At 70.1% G+C, this 21555-nt stretch carries 18 protein-coding genes, 2 pseudogenes and 1 riboswitch; of the genes and pseudogenes, 8 read left to right on the top strand and 12 right to left on the bottom strand.

Annotated elements, in window-relative coordinates:
• Window positions 1-85: 85 nt before the first annotated feature.
• A complete protein-coding gene (locus ACGF2Y_RS12745; RefSeq protein ID WP_392945755.1) occupies window positions 86-1066 on the bottom strand; it encodes a GlxA family transcriptional regulator in 981 nt (326 codons plus the stop codon).
• Window positions 1067-1147: 81 nt separating this feature from the next.
• Here ACGF2Y_RS12745 and ACGF2Y_RS12740 point away from each other — a divergent pair, with 81 nt between their 5' ends.
• Complete coding sequence (locus ACGF2Y_RS12740; RefSeq protein ID WP_392945753.1) at window positions 1148-1357, top strand: hypothetical protein; 210 nt, start codon at window positions 1148-1150, stop codon at window positions 1355-1357.
• Window positions 1358-1416: 59 nt separating this feature from the next.
• Here ACGF2Y_RS12740 and ACGF2Y_RS12735 read toward each other — a convergent pair whose 3' ends face one another.
• Window positions 1417-2031 carry a TetR/AcrR family transcriptional regulator gene (locus ACGF2Y_RS12735; protein WP_392945751.1) on the bottom strand — a complete coding sequence of 205 codons (615 nt, stop codon included), beginning with the start codon at window positions 2029-2031 and terminating at the stop codon, window positions 1417-1419.
• 141 nt (window positions 2032-2172) lie between these two features.
• On the opposite strand from ACGF2Y_RS12735, the gene ACGF2Y_RS12730 reads away from it, so the two are divergent.
• On the top strand, window positions 2173-3051 hold the full coding sequence (locus tag ACGF2Y_RS12730) for a class I SAM-dependent methyltransferase (protein ID WP_392945749.1): 879 nt from the start codon (window positions 2173-2175) through the stop codon (window positions 3049-3051).
• A 161-nt stretch (window positions 3052-3212) separates the two neighbouring features.
• Here the strand turns inward: ACGF2Y_RS12730 and ACGF2Y_RS12725 are convergent, their stop codons facing one another.
• The 8 genes and pseudogenes from ACGF2Y_RS12725 to ACGF2Y_RS12690 all read right to left on the bottom strand — a co-directional run bounded on the left by ACGF2Y_RS12725 (window position 3213) and on the right by ACGF2Y_RS12690 (window position 11534).
• Window positions 3213-4229: a ribonucleotide-diphosphate reductase subunit beta gene (locus ACGF2Y_RS12725; RefSeq protein ID WP_392945745.1), complete on the bottom strand. Its 1017-nt coding sequence runs from the start codon at window positions 4227-4229 to the stop codon at window positions 3213-3215.
• Window positions 4229-6643, bottom strand: a complete 2415-nt coding sequence (locus ACGF2Y_RS12720) for a ribonucleoside-diphosphate reductase subunit alpha (protein WP_392945743.1) — start codon at window positions 6641-6643, stop codon at window positions 4229-4231. The genes ACGF2Y_RS12725 and ACGF2Y_RS12720 overlap by 1 nt, the downstream gene beginning before the upstream one ends.
• A gap of 135 nt (window positions 6644-6778) precedes the next feature.
• A riboswitch (cobalamin riboswitch) is annotated at window positions 6779-6914 on the bottom strand.
• A gap of 52 nt (window positions 6915-6966) precedes the next feature.
• Window positions 6967-7356 (bottom strand): annotated as a pseudogene (locus ACGF2Y_RS12715) (GNAT family N-acetyltransferase); the annotation flags it as partial.
• Between the two features lie 239 nt (window positions 7357-7595).
• Window positions 7596-7715 (bottom strand): annotated as a pseudogene (locus ACGF2Y_RS12710) (GNAT family N-acetyltransferase); the annotation flags it as partial.
• Window positions 7715-8422: a hypothetical protein gene (locus tag ACGF2Y_RS12705; RefSeq protein WP_392945741.1), complete on the bottom strand. Its 708-nt coding sequence runs from the start codon at window positions 8420-8422 to the stop codon at window positions 7715-7717. The gene ACGF2Y_RS12705 and the pseudogene ACGF2Y_RS12710, both read right to left, overlap by 1 nt.
• A 147-nt stretch (window positions 8423-8569) precedes the next feature.
• Window positions 8570-10213 carry a monocarboxylate uptake permease MctP gene (gene mctP / locus ACGF2Y_RS12700; RefSeq protein WP_392945739.1) on the bottom strand — a complete coding sequence of 548 codons (1644 nt, stop codon included), beginning with the start codon at window positions 10211-10213 and terminating at the stop codon, window positions 8570-8572.
• Window positions 10210-10464: a DUF3311 domain-containing protein gene (locus tag ACGF2Y_RS12695; protein WP_392945737.1), complete on the bottom strand. Its 255-nt coding sequence runs from the start codon at window positions 10462-10464 to the stop codon at window positions 10210-10212. The genes mctP and ACGF2Y_RS12695 overlap by 4 nt, the downstream gene beginning before the upstream one ends.
• A 305-nt stretch (window positions 10465-10769) precedes the next feature.
• Window positions 10770-11534 (bottom strand): GntR family transcriptional regulator, encoded by a 765-nt coding sequence (locus ACGF2Y_RS12690; protein WP_392945776.1) that lies wholly within the window; start codon window positions 11532-11534, stop codon window positions 10770-10772.
• Between the two features lie 279 nt (window positions 11535-11813).
• Here ACGF2Y_RS12690 and ACGF2Y_RS12685 point away from each other — a divergent pair, with 279 nt between their 5' ends.
• From ACGF2Y_RS12685 to ACGF2Y_RS12670, 4 genes are all read left to right on the top strand, one after another.
• A complete protein-coding gene (locus ACGF2Y_RS12685) occupies window positions 11814-13112 on the top strand; it encodes a sugar ABC transporter substrate-binding protein (protein WP_392945735.1) in 1299 nt (432 codons plus the stop codon).
• 113 nt (window positions 13113-13225) lie between these two features.
• Window positions 13226-14233 carry a carbohydrate ABC transporter permease gene (locus tag ACGF2Y_RS12680; protein WP_392945733.1) on the top strand — a complete coding sequence of 336 codons (1008 nt, stop codon included), beginning with the start codon at window positions 13226-13228 and terminating at the stop codon, window positions 14231-14233.
• Window positions 14230-15090: a carbohydrate ABC transporter permease gene (locus ACGF2Y_RS12675; protein WP_392945732.1), complete on the top strand. Its 861-nt coding sequence runs from the start codon at window positions 14230-14232 to the stop codon at window positions 15088-15090. Before ACGF2Y_RS12680 ends, ACGF2Y_RS12675 begins: the two co-directional genes overlap by 4 nt.
• A gap of 9 nt (window positions 15091-15099) precedes the next feature.
• Window positions 15100-16629 (top strand): glycoside hydrolase family 3 protein, encoded by a 1530-nt coding sequence (locus ACGF2Y_RS12670; protein ID WP_392945730.1) that lies wholly within the window; start codon window positions 15100-15102, stop codon window positions 16627-16629.
• A gap of 209 nt (window positions 16630-16838) precedes the next feature.
• Here ACGF2Y_RS12670 and nagB read toward each other — a convergent pair whose 3' ends face one another.
• Window positions 16839-17624 carry a glucosamine-6-phosphate deaminase gene (gene nagB, locus ACGF2Y_RS12665; RefSeq protein ID WP_392945728.1) on the bottom strand — a complete coding sequence of 262 codons (786 nt, stop codon included), beginning with the start codon at window positions 17622-17624 and terminating at the stop codon, window positions 16839-16841.
• Between the two features lie 234 nt (window positions 17625-17858).
• Here nagB and ACGF2Y_RS12660 point away from each other — a divergent pair, with 234 nt between their 5' ends.
• Together ACGF2Y_RS12660 and ACGF2Y_RS12655 are read left to right on the top strand one after the other, a co-directional pair.
• Complete coding sequence (locus ACGF2Y_RS12660) at window positions 17859-18941, top strand: SIS domain-containing protein (protein WP_392945726.1); 1083 nt, start codon at window positions 17859-17861, stop codon at window positions 18939-18941.
• A gap of 444 nt (window positions 18942-19385) precedes the next feature.
• Window positions 19386-20852, top strand: a complete 1467-nt coding sequence (locus ACGF2Y_RS12655) for a sensor histidine kinase (RefSeq protein ID WP_392945774.1) — start codon at window positions 19386-19388, stop codon at window positions 20850-20852.
• Window positions 20853-21033: 181 nt separating this feature from the next.
• On the opposite strand, the gene ACGF2Y_RS12650 is transcribed toward ACGF2Y_RS12655, so the two are convergent.
• The gene (locus ACGF2Y_RS12650) at window positions 21034-21291 is read right to left on the bottom strand and encodes a WhiB family transcriptional regulator (RefSeq protein WP_003953983.1); all 258 of its coding nucleotides are present in this window, start codon (window positions 21289-21291) and stop codon (window positions 21034-21036) included.
• Window positions 21292-21555 lie beyond the last annotated feature (264 nt).

Here is a 21555-nt window from a genome sequence, read left to right as displayed (position 1 = left end):
GCGTCAACGTCTTGTGGGCCCTGATCCGTGACCGACGGTGCTACGAGGTCACACCGCCCGTGACCGCAGCCGCTTGACAACAACATTAGGAAGCGTCGGGCACGGCCGTGGCCGACGGGCCCCGGAACGTGCGGCGGTAGGCGTTCGGCGTGGTGCCCAGTGACCGCACGAACTGGTGTCGCAGGGTCGCCGCCGTACCGAAGCCCGCCTGCGCCGCGATCGTGTCGATCGTCCGGTCGGAGGTCTCCAGCAGATGCTGGGCCAGCAGCACCCGCTGCCGCAGCAGCCAGCGGTACGGCGTCGTCCCGGTCTCCTGCTGGAAGCGGCGGGCGAAGGTGCGCGGCGACATGTGCGCCAGCGCCGCCAGCCGCTCCACCGACATCTCCTGGTCCAGGTGGCCCTCCATCCACGCCAGTGTGGAGCCCACCGTGTCGCACGCGCTCCGGGGCAGCGGGCGGTTGATGTACTGCGCCTGCCCGCCGTCCCGGTGCGGCGGCACCACCATGCGCCGGGCGATCGTGTTCGCCGCCTCCTGGCCGTACTCCTGCCGGATCAGGTGCAGACACGCGTCGATCCCGGCGGCGGTGCCCGCCGAACTGATCACCGGGCCCTCGTCCACGTACAGCACGTCCGGTTCCACGATCGCCTTCGGGTAGCGGCGGGCCAGCTCCGCCGTGTGCCGCCAGTGCGTGGTGCAGCGGCGGCCGTCCAGCAGTCCTGCCGCGCCCAGGACGTACGCCCCCGAGCAGACGCTCAGCACCCGCGAGCCGCGCTCCACCGCCCGGCGCAGCGCGTCGAGGACCTCCGCGGGATACTCCCGCCGCATGAAGTTGCTGCCCGCCGGTACGGCGATGAGGTCGGCCTCCTCCAGCCGCTCCAGGCCGTGGGGCGTGCTGATCGTGAAGCCCGCGTGGGTCCGGAGCACCGGGCCCTCGGCGGAGACGACGGCGAAGTCGTGGACCGGCAGGCCGTCGTCGCTGCGGTCCAGGCCGAACACCTCGCTCAGCACGCCGAGTTCGAAGGGGTGGACCTCGTCGAGGAGGAGGGCGGCGACATTGGTCAGCATGGAGTAAGTGTGGCAGTTATTTGATGCCTCATGGCAGTCCTGCCGCTGATGATTCTTGTTCGGGCGGTCCAGAGTGGAGGCATGAACACCTTCCTGACCTACCTGGCCGTAGCAGCGCTTTTCGCCCTCGTCCTCGCGCCCGTGGCCTTCGGCGCCGCCCGCGAGCGCCGCATCACCCGCCAGCTCCGCGATGCCGGGCGGGGACAGGCGCCGCCCACGGAAGCGGAGAGCGCCGCGCGCCCCGGCCGGGCCACGCGGCGCCTCCCCGCGCGGAGTTGGGCGAAGGCATAGGGGCGTGTCCGGCGGATCATGGCCGGGGCCACGACGCCGTGGCCCTGCCGGTGGCCGGCTCAGGCCGCCGGTGGCCGGCCGGGCAGTCCCGGGCCCTCCACCAGCAGGGTCACCAGGCGGGTCATGGTGGGCCGCGGGTCGTCCGCGCCTGGCCGGCCGGTCATCAGGAGGTGGTGGGCGGTGCCGACGATGGCGAGGGCGGCGGTGCTCGGGTCGACGGTCTCCGCCACCCGGCCGAGCCGCTGCTCGGCCGCCAGATAGGCGGTGATGGCCTCCTCCATCGCGTTGAAGCCGGGCGCCCCGCCCTTCAGGGCCTCGCGGATCTGCTGGGTGGCGGCGGCCCGGCTCATGGCCAGCCCCGAGAGGGCCGGACCGGCGGCGTCGAACAGCGCGAGGACGACCGTGTCGAGGTTCCGCGCCACCGTGTCCTGCCCGGCGAGCCGCGACAGCGCCCGCGCCCGCGCCGCCGTCCGTGCGAACCGGTCGAGACAGAGCTCGGCCACGAACGCGTCGAGCCCCGCGAAGTGCGTATGCAGAAGCCCCTTGGCGCATCCCGCCTCGGTGGTGACGGCCCGGCTGGTGAGCGCGCCGGGCCCGTCCCGCTCCACGACGCGCTCGGCCGCCGCGAACAGCCGCTCGCGCACGTTCGGCGTCGCCACTCCGCGCGGTGACATAAGGGCCTCTCCTCCGGATCCGGTGCCGCTGCCCTCGGAAGGGGGCGCCACCGTGGATGGTAACGGCGGTTGCCAGTTTGGGCACATGCCCATACTATTTGGGCGAATGCCCATTCTTGGTGACCGCCACAGGAGGCGCTGATGCCGGACGTTGTCAACACTGAGCAGGCACAGGCATGGAACGGCCCGGAAGGCTCCCACTGGGCCCGCAATCAGGACCGCTGGAACGCGGTGAACGAGGGATTCAACGAGCCGCTGCTCGATGCCGCCGGGATCGCCGGGGACCACCGGACGCTCGACCTCGGCTGCGGCTCCGGGCAGACCACGCGCCTTGCCGCGCTCAGAGCGCCCCGAGGGCACGCGCTCGGCCTCGATCTCTCCGGCCCGATGCTCGCCGAGGCGCGAACCCGCGCGGAGCGGGAGGGCGTCACGAACGCCTCCTTCGTGCAGGGCGACACCCAGGTGCACCCCTTCGAGGAGGGCTCGTTCGACGCGGCGGTCAGCCGCTACGGGGTGATGTTCTTCTCCGACCCGGTGGAGGCCTTCGGCAACGTCCGCCGGGCACTGCGCCCCGGCGGACGCCTGGCGTTCATCACCCCGGCCGACGCCGCGCTCAACGGCTGGGTCACGGCGATGGCGTCACTGCGCGACCTCCTGCCCGTGGGCGACTTCGGGCAGCCCGGCCGGCCCGGCATGTTCTCCCTGGCCGTACCGGACCACATCCGCGCACTGCTCTCCGGGGCCGGATTCACCGGCATCGGCATCACCCGGGCGCAGACGTACGGGACATGGGGCCACGGAGCTGCGGACGCGTCGGCGTTCCTGCTGGACACCGGCCCCGGCCGCCACCTGATGGAGCAGGCCGACGAGACCGTACGAGCCCAGGCCCGCCGCACCCTGACGGAACACCTGCGCGCCCATGAGACGGCGGACGGCACGGTCCGGCTCATCAGCACCTCCTGGCTGGTCACGGCGGACCGCCCGGCCGGCCTCACGGGACCTTGCCCGGATGTCGGGTGAGTGACCGGCGGGCCCAGGCAGTCCGGTAAGAAGGGGAACCCGGCGGTGGCCATGGCCGCCGGCGCCGGCCGCCGTGAGCCCACGTACCGGCGAAGCGCCGCTCCACCGTGCTCAGCACGGTGGAGCGGCGCTTCTGGAACGTACAGCCGCGACAGCAGGGTCTAGAAGTCGTCGTCGAAGCCGACCGAGCCCTCCACCGCCACCTGATAGGCGGACGGGCGGCGCTCGAAGAAGTTCGTCAGCTCCTGGACGCCCTGGAGCTCCATGAAGGAGAACGGGTTCTCCGAGCCGTACACCGTCGGGAAGCCGAGGCGGGCGAGCCGCTGGTCGGCGACGCACTCCAGGTACTGGCGCATCGACTCGGTGTTCATGCCCGGCAGGCCCTCGCCGCACAGGTCACGGCCGAACTGCAGCTCCGCCTCGACCGCTTCCTTCAGCATGTCGGTGACCTGCTGCTCCAGCGCGTCGTCGAAGAGCTCCGGCTCCTCCTTGCGGACGGTGTCCACGACCTCGAACGCGAAGTTCATGTGCATCGTCTCGTCACGGAACACCCAGTTGGTGCCCGTGGCGAGACCGTGCAGCAGACCCCGCGAGCGGAACCAGTACACGTACGCGAACGCGCCGTAGAAGAACAGCCCCTCGATGCAGGCCGCGAAGCAGATCAGGTTCAGCAGGAAGCGGCGGCGGTCCGCCTTCGTCTCCAGCCGGTCGATCTTCTCGACCGAGTCCATCCACTTGAAGCAGAACTGCGCCTTCTCGCGGATCGAGGGGATCTCCTCGACCGCGTCGAACGCGGCGGACCGGTCGTCCGGGTCGGGCAGATAGGTGTCCAGCAGCGTCAGATAGAACTGGACGTGCACGGCCTCCTCGAAGAGCTGCCGCGACAGGTACAGCCGCGCCTCGGGGGAGTTGATGTGCTTGTACAGCGTCAGCACGAGGTTGTTGGAGACGATCGAGTCACCGGTCGCGAAGAACGCCACCAGCCGGCCGATCATGTGCTGCTCGCCCGGCGACAGCTTGGCGAGGTCGGAGACGTCCGAGTGGAGGTCGACCTCCTCCACGGTCCAGGTGTTCTTGATCGCGTCCCGGTAGCGCTCGTAGAAGTCCGGGTAGCGCATGGGACGCAGGGTCAGCTCGAAGCCCGGGTCGAGCAGGTTCTTGTTGTCGTCGGCGGTCATTACTGGCAGGCCTCGCAGGACTCGGGGTTTTCGAGGGAGCAGGCGAGGGCGTCCGCGTCGGGAGCCGAAGCCTGCTGTACGGGAATGGGGGCGGCGGCCGCCGTCTGACCGGACGCGGCGCGGGCGATCCGGGTCGCCGGGCGCGAACGCAGGTAGTACGTCGTCTTCAGCCCCTGCTTCCAGGCGTACGCGTACATCGAGGAGAGCTTGCCGATCGTCGGCGTCTCCAGGAACAGGTTGAGCGACTGGCTCTGGTCGAGGAACGGCGTACGGGCCGCCGCCATGTCGATCAGACCGCGCTGCGGGATCTCCCACGCGGTGCGGTACAGCGCCCGCACGTCGTCGGGGATCCAGGCGAAGCCCTGCACCGAGCCGCTCGCCTCGCGCAGCGCCTCACGGGTGCGGGCGTCCCACACGCCGAGCTTCTTCAGCTCGTCCACCAGGTAGGCGTTGACCTGGAGGAACTCACCGCTGAGCGTCTCGCGCTTGAACAGGTTGGAAACCTGCGGCTCGATGCACTCGTACACCCCGGCGATCGAGGCGATCGTGGCGGTCGGCGCGATGGCCAGCAGCAGCGAGTTGCGCATCCCGGTCTTCGCGACCCGGGCGCGCAGCGCGTCCCAGCGCTCCGGCCAGTTCAGCTCGGTGTCGTAGTGGTCGGGGTGCAGCACACCACGCGCCGCCCGGGTCTCGGACCAGGCGGGCAGCGGGCCCGACCGCTCCGCGAGGTCGCAGGACGCCTCGTACGCGGCCAGCATGATGCGCTCGGAGATCTTCGTGGAGAGCGCGCGGGCCTCGGGCGAGTCGAAGGGCAGACGCAGCTGGAAGAAGACGTCCTGGAGGCCCATCGCGCCCAGGCCGACCGGCCGCCAGCGGGAGTTGGAGCGCCCGGCCTGCTCGGTCGGGTAGAAGTTGATGTCGACGACCCGGTCCAGGAAGGTCACCGCGGTCCGCACGGTGGCGTCCAGCCGCTCCCAGTCGATCGAGCCGTCCGCCACGAACGCGCCCAGGTTGACCGAACCCAGGTTGCAGACGGCCGTCTCACCGTCGTCGGTGACTTCGAGGATCTCGGTGCACAGGTTCGAGGAGTGGACGACCCGGCCCGGCTCGGCGGTCTGGTTCGCGGTCCGGTTGGAGGCGTCCTTGAACGTCATCCAGCCCTGGCCGGTCTGCGCGAGCGTCCGCATCATCCGGCCGTACAGCTCACGCGCCGGAATCGTCCTGCGGGCCAGCCCCTTGGCCTCGGCCGCCCGGTAGGCCGCGTCGAACGCGTCGCCCCACAGGTCGACCAGCTCGGGCACATCGGCCGGGGAGAACAGCGACCAGTCGGTGTCCGCGTCGACCCGGCGCATGAACTCGTCCGGGATCCAGTGCGCCAGGTTCAGGTTGTGCGTACGACGCTGGTCCTCACCGGTGTTGTCGCGCAGCTCCAGGAACTCCTCGATGTCCGCGTGCCAGGTCTCCAGGTAGACCGCCGCCGCGCCCTTGCGCCGGCCGCCCTGGTTCACCGCCGCGACCGAGGCGTCCAGCGTCTTGAGGAACGGCACGATGCCGTTGGAGTGCCCGTTGGTGCCCCGGATCAGCGAACCCCGGGCGCGGATGCGGGAGTACGACAGACCGATGCCGCCCGCGTGCTTGGAGAGCCGCGCCACCTGGTGGTAGCGGTCGTAGATCGAGTCCAGCTCGTCCTTCGGCGAGTCCAGCAGATAGCAGGAGGACATCTGCGGGTGCCGGGTGCCGGAGTTGAAGAGCGTGGGGGAGGAGGGGAGGTAGTCCAGTCGGCTCATCAGCCCGTACAGCGCGGCGACCTCGTCCAGCGCCCGCACCGAGTCGTCCTCGGCCAGACCGGCGGCCACGCGCAGCATGAAGTGCTGCGGGGTCTCGATGACCTGCCGGGTGAGCGGGTGGCGCAGGAGGTAACGGCTGTGCAGCGTCCGCAGACCGAAGTAGCCGAAGCGGTCGTCGGCGCCGTCCGCCATGGCCTGCCCGACGAGCTGGTCGAGCGCGGCCGCGTGGAGCTCCACGAACGCGGCGGTGCGGTCGGCGATCAGGCCCTCGCGGTGCCCGACGGCGACCGAGGCGGAGAAGGACGTCGCGCCCTGCTCCGCGGCCTCGTCCGCGATCGTGCGGGTCAGCAGCCGGGCGGCGAGCCGGGAGTACGCCGGGTCCTCGGAGATCAGCCCCGCGGCGGCCTCGGTGGCCAGCGAGCGCAGCTCGGCCTCGTCGGAGCGGGCGTTGCGCCCGCGCAACGCGGCAGCGGCGACCCGTCCGGGGTCGGTGTCGGGCAGATCGACGGTGAGGTCGGTCAGGGTCCGCAGCAGGGCGGTCCCGGGTCCGTCGTTCGAGGCGTCTCCGGACGTGGTGGACACTGCGGATTCGGTGGCTGAAACCGGATCGGCGGGCGCGATGGTCACTGGGCTTTCCCTCGCTCGGCAGGGGCCGGCGGAAGGCGGGGAAGCCGGGCAGCGCGAAACCCGGGGCAGGGCAGCACAGCTGACGGCGTCCACCGGCCCATCCGCGAGGCCCGGACGTCTGGCATCCGGTTCGGTCGAGCCGGACGCGCTGTCGACAGGTCTTCGGACTTCAGGTGTGCAAAAGCACACTGATCACACCGTTGCGGGACAGTTCCGGATTCGCACCGGATTCCCCTGCGACGACAGCGAGGTCGAGCATACATGTGGGGGCCGCCAGATGCTGCGGCCCCCACATGTTGTGTCGCGACGATTCAATGCGCCCCTCAGAGGGCTGCCCGCAGCTCCAGCCGGAAGGTCATGAGCCGCAGTCCCGGCACCGGTTCCCAGTCCCGTTCGGGGGTCCGCAGAAAGCCGAGCCGACGGTAGATCCTATGGGCTGCGAGCATGGCCGGCTGCGTCGACAGCACCAGCGCCCGCACGCCCTCGGCGGACCGGGCCCGCTCGACACACGCCCGCACGAGGGCCTCTCCGACACCCCGTCCGCGCCCCGCGCGGGCCACGGCCAGCATCCGGAACTCGGCCTCGTCCGGGCCGGCGATGTCACGCCACGGAGTGCCGGGAGCGGCATACGTCACACCCCCGAGCACCGCCCCGTCCACGTCGAGCGCGACGAGGACCTCGGCCTCGGCCGCCCGCTGTGCCACCGCCCGTAGCGTAGACCCTCCGGCGATTGGGGGGCGGCGTCACGGGGCTGGGCACGCCCTCCCCCAAGCTCTCGGCTTCGCTCGAGCAGGGAGGGGCCCCCTCCGGCGTTGTCGTCAATCACCAACTTCCCCAAGCTCTCGGCTTCGCTCGAGCAGGGGAGGCCCCATCCGCGTTGACTCAATCCTCCGCCTTGCAGCTGCACGCACCCAGCCCCGCTCCTTCTCCCACCCCCCAATCGCCGGAGGGTCTTGAGCAGATACGGGTCCTGCGGGCCGTCCAGCAGGTCGTCGCCGAGATACGCCTCGGCGATGATCTCGCCGAGGACGCAGTGTTCGGCGGGGATCGCCGCTCTGATCGTCAGATCCATCAGCCGCTCGTTCCCACATCGTTGTTGGGGGCGCCGTCGCCCACCGGCGGCAGGTCGCCGCGCTCGACCGGCTGTTGCCCGGGGCCCTCTCCGGGCGGCCGCTGTCCGGGAGCCTCGTCGGCCGGCGGCAGGACCCGGTCCAGCTCGTGGTCGTCGGCGCGGTGGGCGGCCCGCGCCGCGACCCGCAGCGTCGCCCGGTCCACCTCCGCGAGCTTCCCGCGCACCGACACCACCAGTCCCTCCTGCTCCTGGGTGTACGCGTGCCCCGACTCTGTGGCCCGGTACCACTGCTCGCCGTCCCGCTCGCACGTCACCAGGGGCTCGGGAGCGCCGGTGGGCGCGGGGTCGTCCCCGCAGTCGGTCTCGGTGTGCGGGCGGCGTTCCACCGACAGCTGGATCTGTCCGCCCCCGGGCGTGGTGTAGACGCTGCCGAATCCGTCGTCACCGATCACCCCGACCGACTGGCGCGCCAGGGTGTAGCCCGCCGCCTCGGTCACCCAGACATGCTCCGCGACGGTCTGTACGGCCCGTGCCCGCGCCTCCAGCTCCGCCCGGTCGGGCGCCGGCGCGGCCGTGGCGCTTGGCCCCGCCGCCTCCGAGGAGGGGGCCGGCACGGTGCCGCAGCCCGTCGCCGCCGCCAGGGCCGAGGCCAGCGTCATGGTCAGGAGTACGGGCCGGATCCGGGGCCGCCGGGAGTGGGATGCCATGGGCACATCCTTTCGTACGGTGAGGGCTCTGTGCATCGGAATGACGAGAGGCGGCCGCGCACCGGAAAAGCTCCCGGGCCGCCGCCCGCTCCGCTGGGGGAGGGGCGGCGACCCGGGGGCCAGGACCTGTCGTGGGTGTCCGGCGGGTCAGTGACCGCCCGGCGCGCCCGCCGTGGCCGGCGGGAGCTTCTCCTTCGTGCCCGCGTCGCTCGCGTCGCCGGCGTCCGCCGTGTAGTCGGACGGCGAGGTCTCGTCGATCCCCACCGGGGCCTTCAGCGCGTTCAGGACGAACGTGAGGACGATGACGATCACCAGGTTCAGCACGAACGCCGTCAGCCCGATGTAGCCGATCTCCCCGATGCCCGGGATCTCCTTGGAGGACCCGCCGAAGTGCTTCTGCGTCGGGCTCGCCACGCCGTACGCGGCGATCGTCCCGTACAGCATGCCGACCGCCCAGCCCGCTATGAGCGCCCAGCGGTGGAACCACCGGGTGAACAGACCGCCGACCAGGGCGGGCATCGTCTGGAGGATCCAGATGCCGCCGAGGAGCTGGAAGTTGATCGCGACCGTCTTGTCCATCGTCAGGACGAACGCCAGCGCCCCGACCTTCACCAGCAGCGACACCAGCTTGGAGACCTTCGTCTCCTGGGCGGGCGTCGCGTCCGGTCTGAGGAAGTCCTTGTAGATGTTCCGGGTGAAGAGGTTCGCCGCGGCGATCGACATGATCGCGGCGGGCACCAGCGCGCCGATGCCGATGGCGGCGAACGCCACCCCGGCGAACCAGGCCGGGAACATGTTCTCGAACAGCTGCGGAATGGCCAACTGGCCGTTGTCCACGTTGACCCCGGCGGCGATGGCCATGAAGCCGAGGAGCGCCAGCAGACCCAGCATCAGCGAGTACAGCGGCAGGATCGTGGTGTTGCGCCGGATCACCTCACGGCTGCGGCTGGACAGCGTCGCCGTGATGGAGTGCGGATACATGAACAGCGCCAGCGCCGAGCCCAGCGCCAGAGTGGCGTAACCCCACTGCCCCATCTCGCCCGGGATCAGCGAACCGCGCGGCTGTCCGGTGGCCGGGTTCTCCTCGGCGAACGCCTCGCTCGCCTTGGTGAAGATCTCGCCGAAGCCGCCGAGCTTGATCGGGATGTAGATGATGGCGACCGCGATGACCAGGTAGATCAGCCCGTCCTTGACGAACGCGATCAGCGCCGGCGCCCGCAGCCCCGAGGAGTAGGTGTACGCGGCCAGCACCGCGAAGGCGATGAGGATCGGCAGGTCCCTGATGAACCAGTGCGTGGTCTCGCCGCCGCCGACGCCCATCACGTCCAGCACCGCCTGGATGCCGACGAGTTGCAGCGCGATGTACGGCATGGTGGCGAGGATGCCCGTGACGGCGACCGCCAGCGACAGCCCCTTCGAGCCGAACCGGCCGCGGACGAAGTCCGAGGTGGTGACGTACCCGTGCTTGTGCGAAACCGACCACAGCCGGGGCAGGAAGGTGAAGATCAGCGGATACACCAGGATCGTGTACGGAACGGCGAAGAACCCGGCCGCGCCCGCCGCGTAGATCGCCGCCGGAACGGCGACGAAGGTGTACGCGGTGTAGAGGTCGCCGCCGAGCAGGAACCAGGTCACCCAGGTGCCGAACGACCGGCCGCCCAGGCCCCATTCGTCCAGGGTCGCCTCGTTGTCGGCCCTGCGCCAGCGCGCGGCCATGAAGCCCATGACCGTGACGGCCAGGAAGAAGAAGATGAAGACGGCGAGTGCGACGCCGTTCACGCCGTCGTTCATGCGGACGCACCCCCCTTGCGGGCGCGCTGGTCACGCTGCCACAGCTTGTACGCGATCATCGTCAGCGCGGTGGAGATGACCACCCAGAGCATCTGGTACCAGTAGAAGAACGGGATGCCGATGAACTTCGGCTCGATCCGGGCGTACGAACTCACCCAGAGCATCGCGACGAACGGTGCGACCAGACAGATCCCGATGACCACTCTTCCGGGTGTGACCGCAGGTGGTTTCGCCGCTGTGTCTTCGGCCATGTGGTGACTCCGTCCCCTCGCTGATCACCGGTGCAATGGGCAGGAAATCTAAGGGACGGGTCCGCCCAGCGTCACCCCCTGTCCGTATTGCGGTCCGGAAACGGTGATGTTTCGCACGGGGGCACGGACGCGGAGGCGTTTCGGTTCACGTCGGTTCACGCGATGTGCGACGGCCCGGCGGCCGAACCGCGCCGACGCACCCCGCGTGACCGGAAAAGGGCGGTGGCCCGGGGAGGTCGTCCCCGGGCCACCGCCCTGTGCGTACCGCGTTCCTCCGGTGCGTACCGTGCTCGACCGTCCGGCGATCAGTCCGTCGGACGCTTCAGACGGGCCACGAACTTGTAGCGGTCGCCCCGGTAGACCGAGCGCACCCACTCCACCGGTTCGCCCTGGCCATCGATCGAATGGCGGGACAGCATGAGCATCGGCAGACCCACGTCGGTGCCCAGCAGCCCCGCCTCGCGCGGGGTGGCCAGCGAGGTCTCGATGGTCTCCTCCGCCTCGGCGAGGCGGACGTCGTACACCTCGGCGAGCGCGGTGTAGAGCGAGGTGTACTTGACCAGCGAACGGCGCAGCGCCGGGAAGCGTTTGGCCGAAAGGTGTGTGGTCTCGATCGCCATCGGCTCCCCGCTGGCGAGCCGCAGACGCTCGATGCGCAGCACCCGGCCGCCCGTCGAGATGTCCAGCAGACCGGCGAGCGTGTCGTCCGCCGTGACATAGCCGATGTCCAGCAGCTGGGACGTCGGTTCCAGTCCCTGGGCACGCATGTCCTCGGTGTACGAGGTGAGCTGGAGCGCCTGGGAGACCTTCGGCTTGGCGACGAAGGTTCCCTTGCCCTGGATGCGTTCCAGCCGGCCCTCGACGACCAGCTCCTGGAGCGCCTGGCGCACGGTGGTGCGCGAGGTGTCGAACTCGGCCGCCAGGGTGCGCTCGGGCGGCACCGGGGTGCCGGGCGGCAGGGTGTCCGTCATGTCGAGGAGATGCCGCTTGAGCCGGTAGTACTTCGGTACGCGCGCCGTGCGCGTACCGGCACCGGTCTCGCTCCCCGTACTGCCCCCGTCGGCGCCCATGGCCCGCCTTTCCGACTGCTGCGTTGCTGCCGTCACCGGCTCCTCCGTCTGTCGCGGCTCACATGGTGGCACGGTCCGGTCACGGGTCGTCGCCCTCCCTTAGGTGTCGGTCCTATAACGGACGCGAGTGCACTTCTTATACACCCTTGACACCCCTAAAGGTCTAGGCCAAGCTCCCGGTACTGGTCTAAACCATTAAAGGCCAGGTCCAGCCCCAGCAGAACTCGTCGAATGACTTCGCGGTGGGTGGGGTTGCAGCATCCATGAGGAGGGTTTGACGTGAAGCGCAAGCTCATCGCGGCTATCGGTGTCGCGGGCATGTTGGTTTCGGTCGCGGCGTGCGGTTCCGACGACAAGAAGTCGTCCGCGGACCCGAAGGACCGCAAGGAAGACCTGACCGTCTGGCTCATGGGCGAGGCCCAGTCCACCTGGCCCGAGCTGGTCGAGGACGTCAACGCCGAGTTCAACAAGAAGTACCCGGGTGTCACCGTCAAGGTTCAGTACCAGCAGTGGGCCGACAAGGTCAAGAAGCTGGACACCTCCCTCGGCGGCGACAAATTCCCGGATGTCGTGGAACTCGGCAATACCGAGACCATGCAGTACATCCTCAATGGCGCGCTCGGGGAAATCGACCCCAAGAAGTACGAGAACTCGGACACCTGGATCAAGGGTCTGAAGGACACGTGCTCCTTCGAGGGCAAGACCTACTGCGTTCCTTACTACGCGAGCGCCCGGCTGGCCGTGTACAACAAGGACATGCTGAAGGCCGGCACCGGCAGCGACGTCCTCCCGCAGACCGAGGACGAGTTCCTCGCCGCGATGGACAAGGTCTCCGCGGAGCTGGAGAAGAAGGACAAGCGCGCCTCCTCGCTCTACTACCCGGGCCGCTACTGGTACGCCGCGATGTCCTACGTCGCCGCCTACGGTGGCCAGATAGCCGAGTACGACGAGGGCGGCAAGGAGTGGAAGGCCTCGCTCTCCGCCCCGGAGGCCCAGAAGGGCATCCAGCACTTCGTCGACCTGGTCAAGAAGTACAACAAGGCCGACGTGACGAAGGACGAGCAGGACCACGCCAACGTCATGGCCAACGAGAAGGCCGCGGTCATCTACGGCCAGGCCTGGGAGGCCGGCAGCGTCACCACGGGCGAGAACGGCAACCCGAAGCTCGAGGGCAAGATCGCCACGGCCGGTATGCCCGGCCCCGAGGGCAAGGCCCTCCCGTCCTTCATCGGCGGCTCGGACCTCGCGACCATCTCCAAGTCCAAGGTCCAGGACCTCGGCCAGGAGTGGATCTCCCTCTTCACCAACGCGAAGTCCATGGAGGTCCTCGCGTCGAAGAACATCCTCCCCAACAACGAGAAGCAGCTTGAGCCGCTGAAGGCCAAGCCTGAGACCGCCGCCATCGCCAACGCGGTGCCGGACGCCTGGTTCACGCCGATCGCGCCGGGCTGGGCCTCCATCGAGAAGGAGGAGATCCTCCAGAACATGCTTCTGGACATCGTCAAGGGCTCCTCCGTCGCCGACGCCACCAAGACGGCCGACGAGAAGATCAACGCGCTGATCAACAAGGAAGCCTGACCTTCCGATCGCCAGGCGGGGCCCGGCGGCAGCGCCGGGCCCCCGCTCCTTTCCCACCGTGAACGCCGTGAATTCCGGGGCCCGCCCCGGACCCGCGATGGAAGGTCAGCCACGTGTCTGCCGCTGATACCAAGGCCGCCGGGCCGCCGGTCCCCGTACCACCCGACCCGCAGGCGACCGGGAAGCCGTCACCCGACGACCATGCGCCCCGGGTACAGAAGAGGAGGCGGAAGAAGGGCGAGCTGCTCCCCTACTTCCTGATCCTCCCGGCGATCGTGGCGATCGCCGCCGTCTACCTCTACCCGCTCGGCAAGACGGTCGTCATGTCCTTCCAGGACATGGGCCGCCGTGAGCTGTGGACCGGCGAGCCGGCGCCATGGGTCGGCTTCGAGCAGTTCACCAACATCCTCGGCGACCCCGAGTTCTGGTGGGTCACCTTTCGTACGGTCGTCTTCATGGTCGTCTGCGTGACGCTGACCATGGGGATCGGGCTGCTGGTCGCCCTGCTCATGCGCAAGCTCTCCACCTGGGTCCGGCTCGTGCTCACCGCCTGCCTCATCGCCGCCTGGTCGATGCCGCTGATGGTGGCCGCCTCGATCTTCCGGTTCATGGCCGACTCCGACTACGGCCTGATCAACACCCTGATCGCCAAGGTCGTCGGCGAGGACTGGCTCGGGCACAACTGGTATCTCGACCCCGTCCAGGGCTTCGGCATCATCACCCTGCTGGTCGTCTGGGGCGCCATCCCGTTCGTCGTCGTCACCCTGTACGCCGCCCTCACCCAGGTCCCCCAGGAACTGGAGGAGGCCGCCGCCCTCGACGGCGCCAGCGCCTACGGCATCTACAAGTTCGTCACCTGGCCGGTCATCAAGCCGGTCTTCACCATGGTCGCCACCCTCTCGGTGATCTGGGACTTCAACGTCTTCGGCCAGATCTGGCTGCTGCGCGGCAACAAGCCCGAGCCGGAGTACGAGACCCTCGGCCTCTACTCCTACTCCAAGGCGTTCGAGTCCACCTCCTTCAGCCAGGGCACCGCGATCGCCCTGATCACGGTGTTGCTGCTGTCCGGCGTGGCCGTGTACTACCTGCGCCAGCTCATGAAGACGGGAGAGGTCGAATGAGCAGCTCGACCCACACACAGGTGCTGCGGCCCGACCGCAAGAAGAGCCGGCTGCACTTCGACCTCATCGGCCTCGGCGTCGCCCTGGTCATGGTCTTCCCGGTCTACTGGCTGGTCATCAGCGCCCTGCGGCCCAACCGGGAGATCCGCAGCTACGACCAGACGCTGTGGCCCACGTCGATCACCTTCGACAACTTCGTCCGGGCCACCGAGCAGCCGAACTTCACCACCGCCATCCAGTCCAGCCTGATCGTCGCGGTCACCGCGGTGGTCGGCGGCATGATCATCGCGACACTGGCGGCCCTGGCGATCGGCCGGTTCCGGTTCTTCGGCCGCAAGGCCCTGGTCCTGATCATGATCCTGGTCCAGATGCTGCCGCCGACGGCGATGCTCATCCCGATCTACGCCCAGCTCAACGCCATGGGCGGGGTCGACGAGTACTGGGGCCTGATCGTCGTCTACCTGGTCTCCACGCTGCCCTTCGCCACCATCATGATCCGCGGCTTCGTCGTGAACATCCCGGTGGAGCTGGAGGAGTCCGCGATGGTGGACGGCTGCACCCGCTTCCAGGCCTTCCGCCGGGTGATCTTCCCGCTGCTCGCCCCCGGGCTCGCCGCCGCGTCGATCTTCGCCCTGGTGAACGCGTGGAACGAGTACCTCTTCGCCTACATCCTGATCAACGACAACTCCAAGTACACGCTGAACGTATGGCTGATGACGTTCACGACCGAGCGCGGCACGGACTACGGCGCCCTCATGGCGGCGTCGACCATGATCGCGATCCCCGTCGTCGTGTTCTTCATGATCATCCAGAAGAAGATGGCCGCAGGCCTCACTTCCGGCGCTGTGAAGGGATAGTGCGGGCCCATGACCACCCTCGTTTCCACCACGGACACCGTGACACGCGACGCGCTCGCCGTGCTCCAGCCCGGGTTCACCGGCACCACCCCACCGGACTGGCTGCTGCGCCGCGTCGGTGAAGGCCTCGCCTCCGTCGGCCTGTTCGGCCGCAACATCACCTCGCCCGAACAGCTCACCGCCCTCACCGAGCGGCTGCGCTCCGAGCGGGACGACGTCCTCGTCGCCATCGACGAGGAGGGCGGCGACGTGACCCGCCTGGAGGTCACGCACGGCTCCTCCTTCCCCGGCAACTTCGCCCTCGGCTCGGTGGACGACGTCCACCTCACCCGGGCCGTCGCCCAGGAACTCGGCCGCCGGCTCGCCGAGTGCGGCGTCAACCTCAACTGGGCGCCGTCCGCCGACGTCAACTCCAACCCGGGCAACCCGGTCATCGGCGTGCGCTCCTTCGGCGCCGACACCCGGCTGGCGGCCCGGCACACCGCCGCGTACATCGAGGGCCTCCAGGCCGCCGGCGTCGCCGCCTGCACCAAGCACTTCCCCGGGCACGGCGACACCGCGGTCGACTCGCACCTGGCGATGCCCCGCATCGACGTGGACCTCGACACCCTGCACGCCCGTGAGCTGGTGCCCTTCCGGGCGGCCATCGCCGCGGGTTCCAAATCGGTGATGAGCGCGCATATCCTGCTTCCCGCACTCGACCCGGACCGCCCGGCGACCGTGAGCCCGCAGATCCTCACCGGTCTGCTGCGCCAGGAGCTGGGCTACGACGGCCTGATCGTCACCGACGCCGTGGAGATGGACGCCATCGCCGGTACGTACGGCATCGAGCGCGGGTCCGTCCTCGCCCTCGCGGCGGGCGCCGACGCCATCTGTGTGGGCGGCGGCCTGGCCGACGAGGAGACGGTGCTGCGGCTGCGCGACGCCCTCGTCGCGGCCGTGCGCGGCGGGGAACTGACCGAGGAGCGGCTCGCCGACGCGGCCGCCCGTGTACGAGCCCTCGCGTCCTGGACGCAGAGGGCCCGGGGGGATGTCCGGGAGCCGGGCGCGGCAGTGCAGGAGGGGACCGCGCCCGGCGCCGGAATCAGCTCCGACATCGGCCTGGTGGCCGCCCGCCGCGCGGTCCGGGTGACCGGCACGGGCGACCGGCTGACCGAGCCGGCGTACGTCGCCTCCTTCAGCGCGGAGGCGAACATCGCGGTCGGCGACGAGACCCCGTGGGGCGTCGCCGCCGAGCTGGACAGGATCCTGCCCGGCACCGGGACGGACACCTTCGGCGAGGAGAGCGCCGATCCGGCGCCCGCGGTCCTGGCGGCGGCGGGGGAGCGGCGCATCGTCGCCGTGGTCCGCGACGAGCACCGGCACGCCTGGATGAGCGAGGCGCTCGACGCACTGCTGGCGGCCCGCCCGGACACGATCGTGGTCGAGATGGGCCTGCCCCAGTCCGACCCCAGGGGTTCGCTGTACATAGCCACCCACGGAGCGGCCCGCGTCTGCGGCCTGGCCGCGGCGGAAGCGATGACGGGCGCGAAGGCCTGACGCATCCAAGCCCGGCCGGGGCCGGCAGCTGAAGCCCTGGGCGGGAGCCAGTTCCCAGCCCGTCCGGGGCCGGCAGCACAAGCCCTGGGCCGACCAGTTCAAGCCCGTCCGGCGATTGAGGACAAAGCCTCTCGCCGGACGGGCGGCACCACGGCGAAGGGCCGGGACACCGTCAAGGCGTCCCGGCCCTCAGCCGTGCGGGGCGGGACCTAGAGCCCCTGCCACCCCGGCTTCGCCGCATACGTGGCACGGAAGTAGTCCCCGAGCTTCAGCTTCGACGCCGCCGCCTCGTCCACGACCACCGTCGCGTGCGGATGCAGCTGGAGCGCCGAGGCCGGCACGATCGAGGCGACCGGCCCCTCCACCGTCTGGGCGATGGCCTCCGCCTTGCCCTCACCGGTGGCCAGCAGGATCGGGTGGCGGGAATCCAGGATCGTCCCGATGCCCTGCGTGATCACGTGGTGCGGCACCTGCTCGATGTCGTCGTCGAAGAAGCGCGCGTTGTCCACCCGGGTCTGCTGCGTCAGCGTCTTGATCCGGGTGCGCGAGGCGAGCGAGGAGCACGGCTCGTTGAAGCCGATGTGCCCGTCGGTGCCGATGCCCAGGAGCTGGAGGTCGACGCCGCCGGCCTCGGCCAGCGCCCGGTCGTAGGCCTCGCAGGCCGCCTGGACGTCCTCGGCCGAGCCGTCGGGGCCCATGAAGGAGGCCTCGGAGAGCCCGAGCGGCTCGACGACCTCGCGCAGCACCACGGAGCGGTACGACTCCGGGTGGCCCGCAGGCAGCCCGACGTACTCGTCGAGCTGGCAGATGCGGGCACGCGAGGCGTCGACCGCGCCGGAGGCGACCTTCGCCGCGAGTGCGCGGTAGATGGGCAGCGGGGTCGAGCCGGTGGCAACGCCGAGCAGGGCGTCGGGCTTGCGGCCGATCAGCGCGGCGATGGCCTCCGCGATCAGTTCGCCGCCTGCCGTGGCGTCCGGGACGATGACAACTTCCACGCTGTGCCTGCCGATCTGACTAGAGGAGCCGGTGGTATAGACCAATCAGGCCCCAACTTAGCAGAATCGAGCAGCCGTACGGTGAACAGTCCGCCCGTCGGCCGCGTTCCCGCCCGCCCGCCCGGCCCCGCACGCCCCGGTCCGCTGGCGGGTCACGGCATTGCCTGGTCGACTGGGGGTGCCCGAAACGCGCCGTCCCGTATGCCGGCGGCGACAGCCCAGGGAGGCCCCCACATGTCCGCCACCCCTCCGGCCGACCTGAGCGGCCAGGGCGACGAGCCCGGCCGCATCATGTCCGGCGAGATGGCCGAGCAGCCCGCGATGCTGCGCCGCATCCTCGATCAGGGCGCGCCCCGCATCCACGAGGTCGCCGCCGAGATCGCCGCCCGGAAGCCCCGGTTCGTGCTGCTCACCGCCCGGGGTACGTCGGACAACGCGGCGCTGTACGCGAAGTACCTGCTGGAGATCCGCCTCGGACTGCCCTGCGGACTGGCCTCGATGTCCACCACGACGGCCTACGGAGCCAAGCCCGACCTGCGGGACGTCCTGGTGATCACCGTCAGCCAGTCGGGCGGCTCGCCGGACCTGGTGGCCTCCACGAGGGCCGCCCGGGAGGCCGGGGCCGTCACGCTCGCCGTCACCAACAACCCGGACTCCGCGCTGGCGGCCGTCTCCGAATACCACATCGACATCCTGGCGGGCCCGGAGAAGGCGCTCCCGGCCACCAAGACGTACACCGCCTCGCTGCTCTGCCTCTACCTCTTCGTGGCGGGCCTGGGCGGCGGTGACGGCACGACGGCCGCCGCGGTACTGCCCGGCCTCGCGGGCGTGATCCTGCGCCGCCGGGCCGAGGTCAAGGCACTGGCCTCCCGCTACCGCTTCGCCGAACGCATGGTGATCACCTCGCGTGGCTACGGCTACCCGACGGCCAAGGAGGCGGCCCTGAAGCTGATGGAGACCAGCTACATCCCCGCCCTCTCCTACTCCGGCGCGGATCTGCTGCACGGGCCCCTGGCGATGGTCGACAACATCTCCCCGGTGATCGCCGTGGTCACCGACGGCCGGGGCGGCGAGGCCCTCCAGCCGGTGCTGGACCGGCTGCGCGGACGCGGCGCGGACCTCTTCGTGGTCGGCCCCAAGGCCCAGGTGGAGGCGGCATCGGCCGGCTTCTCGCTGCCCACGGCGGGCGTCCCGGAGGAGTTGCAGCCGATTCTGGAGATCCTGCCGCTGCAGATGCTGGCGTACGAGGTGACGATCGCCCGGGGGCAGGACCCCGACGCCCCCCGGGCCCTGGCCAAGGTCACCGAGACCCGCTGAACGAGCCCCATCGGGCGCGGCCCCGAGAACACCCGCGGGCCACGGCGCCGGAGTGGGACCCTCAGCCCACCCGGCACCGCAGCCCGGAGCTGCGGGCCTGCCTTCCGGAACCGGCCGGGCTCGCGCGCCTCGGCACGCTGATCCGGCCTGTTCCAAAAGGCAGGCCCTGCCTGGCCGGCGGTGTGCGGTGCCTCCGGCCACTGGAGGCACCGGCACAGTCAGGGCAGAGAGTGCCGGAGCCTCGTTCCGCTCTCCTGTGCGGGGAGAGCGGAGGTCGCGATGCATTCATTGTGGACTAGACCAATTACCCGTGTCCATCCATGTGCACGACATTCTCCGGCCGGGTGCCGGGCCTGTCCATCACGTTGTCCTATGGCACGGCCCGGCGGGCCGTTCGGTTCGAACACGTCCGGTAACCCCAGGTACGCTCCACACGTGCCCTCCATGAACGACCTCGTCCGCCAGCACACCGCTCTGAGCGACACCGACCTCGAATGGCTGCATCTGCTGGTCTCGGAGTGGCAGCTGCTCTCCGACCTGTCCTTCGCCGACCTCGTGCTGTGGGTCCCGACCCGTGACGGCACGCGGTACGTCTCCGTCGCCCAGATGCGCCCCAACACCGGGCCCACCTCCTACCAGGACGACATGGTCGGCCACCTGGTGCCGCGTGGCCGCCGCCCGCTGCTGGACGCGGCCCTGGACGAGGGCCGGATCGTGCGCGAGGGCGACCCGGAGTGGCGCGAGGAGGTGCCCGTACGGGTCGAGTCCATCCCCGTACGCCGTGAGGGCCGGGTGCTCGGCGTCATCGCCCGCAACACCAACCTGCTCACCGTGCGCACCCCCTCCCGGCTGGAGCTCACCTACCTCCAGTCCGCCTCCGACCTGGCCCAGATGATCGCCGCCGGGTCCTTCCCCTTTCCCGGCCAGCAGGTCGACATGGACGCGTCCCCGCGCGTGGGCGACGGGCTGATCCGGCTCGACGCCGACGGGATCGTGCAGTACGCCAGCCCCAACGGCCTCTCCGCCTACCACCGGCTCGGCCTCGCCTCCGACCTGGTAGGCCACCACCTCGGCACCACCACCGCCGAACTGGCCCCGTCCCGGGGGCCGGTGGACGAGGCCCTGGTCAAGGTGGCCAGCGGTTACGCGCCCCGAGAGTTCGAGGTCGAGTGCGAGGGCGGGGTGATCCAGCTGCGGGCCATCCCGCTCAAGCCCAAGGGCGTCCGCATCGGCTCCCTGGTCCTGCTCCGGGACGTCACCGAACTGCGCCGCCGCGAACGCGAGTTGATCACCAAGGACGCCACCATCCGGGAGATCCACCACCGGGTGAAGAACAACCTCCAGACGGTGGCCGCCCTGTTGCGCCTCCAGGCCCGCCGGATGGACTCCGAGCAGGGCCGCGAGGCGCTCAACGAGGCGGTCCGGCGCGTCGGTTCGATCGCCATCGTCCATGAGACGCTGTCCCAGAATCTGGACGAGCGGGTCGAGTTCGACGAGATCGCCGACCGGGTCATCGCGATGGTCTCGGAGATCTCCCCGGGCAAGGTGACCTGTCGGCGCACCGGACGCTTCGGCATCCTCGACGCCGAGGTCGCCACCCCGCTCTCCATGGTGCTGACCGAGGTGCTGCAGAACGCCCTGGAGCACGCCTTCGCCGTGGCCGACCACGGAACGGTGGAGGTCGCCGCCGTGCGCGGCGGATCGCCCACCGAGGGGCGCCTGCTGATCACCGTCACCGACGACGGGCGCGGGCTGCCCGAGGGGTTCGACCCGAAGCGGGCCGGCAACCTCGGGCTCCAGATCGTACGGACGCTGGTGGAGGGGGAGTTGGGGGGCACGTTCGGCATGGTCCCGGCCCCCGGACGCGGCACCCAGGTGGTGCTGGACCTCCCGGTCCGGGGCGACAAGTAGCCGACAGGCTTCTGGCGGGGAGCACACAGCAGAGCGGGCCCGGACCGTGGTAACGGTCCGGGCCCGCTCCGTGGTGCTCACGTTGCGATGCGCTTCGGGGTACTGCGCGCTGCGACTCGAAGGCGGGGCTGTGCGTACGCTCCGTACGCGCCGCCGGGCTGAGGCTTGGTGCGGTTCTCGCTCAGGCGCTTGCGTTGCGCGCCCGGTTGCGAGCGGCGCGGCGCTTCATCGCGCGGCGTTCGTCCTCGCTGAGTCCGCCCCAGACGCCGGAGTCCTGGCCGGACTCGAGCGCCCACTGCAGGCACTGCTCCATGACGGGGCAGCGGCGGCAGACGGCCTTGGCTTCCTCGATCTGCAGCAGCGCAGGACCGGTGTTGCCGATGGGGAAGAACAGCTCGGGGTCTTCCTCACGACAAACGGCGTTGTGACGCCAGTCCATGGCTGCTACCTCTCCTTGGTATTACACGCTGGTGCTTGTGAATGTGAACGCTTTCACGAATCCCCCCGCAGGTGACGGGCCGACCCCCAGGTGAACTGGGTGTGGTCTGTGATGGTGAGGAGGGGTTCTGGCTCTCAGTGGAGGCCGGTGTTGCGGGCCGTCCCGATCGCCATGTAGAGATTCGCAAACCTCGGCGGCGGATACAACCCCTTCTGGAAAGTTTTTTTTGATTCCTCGGTGTCGACTAGGTCACAGCCGCACTTC

This window comes from Streptomyces sp. NPDC048142, assembly GCF_043202835.1.
GTDB lineage: Bacteria > Actinomycetota > Actinomycetes > Streptomycetales > Streptomycetaceae > Streptomyces.
This window is presented reverse-complemented; position numbering and strand designations above follow the sequence as displayed.

Coding starts and splice junctions, on each gene's coding strand:
- ACGF2Y_RS12745 (WP_392945755.1), bottom strand. CDS start 1,066: ATGCTGACCAATGTCGCCGCCCTCCTCCTCGACGAGGTCCACCCCTTC.
- ACGF2Y_RS12740 (WP_392945753.1), top strand. CDS start 1,148: ATGAACACCTTCCTGACCTACCTGGCCGTAGCAGCGCTTTTCGCCCTC.
- ACGF2Y_RS12735 (WP_392945751.1), bottom strand. CDS start 2,031: ATGTCACCGCGCGGAGTGGCGACGCCGAACGTGCGCGAGCGGCTGTTC.
- ACGF2Y_RS12730 (WP_392945749.1), top strand. CDS start 2,173: ATGCCGGACGTTGTCAACACTGAGCAGGCACAGGCATGGAACGGCCCG.
- ACGF2Y_RS12725 (WP_392945745.1), bottom strand. CDS start 4,229: ATGACCGCCGACGACAACAAGAACCTGCTCGACCCGGGCTTCGAGCTG.
- ACGF2Y_RS12705 (WP_392945741.1), bottom strand. CDS start 8,422: ATGGCATCCCACTCCCGGCGGCCCCGGATCCGGCCCGTACTCCTGACC.
- mctP (WP_392945739.1), bottom strand. CDS start 10,213: ATGAACGACGGCGTGAACGGCGTCGCACTCGCCGTCTTCATCTTCTTC.
- ACGF2Y_RS12695 (WP_392945737.1), bottom strand. CDS start 10,464: ATGGCCGAAGACACAGCGGCGAAACCACCTGCGGTCACACCCGGAAGA.
- ACGF2Y_RS12690 (WP_392945776.1), bottom strand. CDS start 11,534: ATGGGCGCCGACGGGGGCAGTACGGGGAGCGAGACCGGTGCCGGTACG.
- ACGF2Y_RS12675 (WP_392945732.1), top strand. CDS start 14,230: ATGAGCAGCTCGACCCACACACAGGTGCTGCGGCCCGACCGCAAGAAG.
- ACGF2Y_RS12670 (WP_392945730.1), top strand. CDS start 15,100: ATGACCACCCTCGTTTCCACCACGGACACCGTGACACGCGACGCGCTC.
- ACGF2Y_RS12660 (WP_392945726.1), top strand. CDS start 17,859: ATGTCCGCCACCCCTCCGGCCGACCTGAGCGGCCAGGGCGACGAGCCC.
- ACGF2Y_RS12655 (WP_392945774.1), top strand. CDS start 19,386: ATGAACGACCTCGTCCGCCAGCACACCGCTCTGAGCGACACCGACCTC.
- ACGF2Y_RS12650 (WP_003953983.1), bottom strand. CDS start 21,291: ATGGACTGGCGTCACAACGCCGTTTGTCGTGAGGAAGACCCCGAGCTG.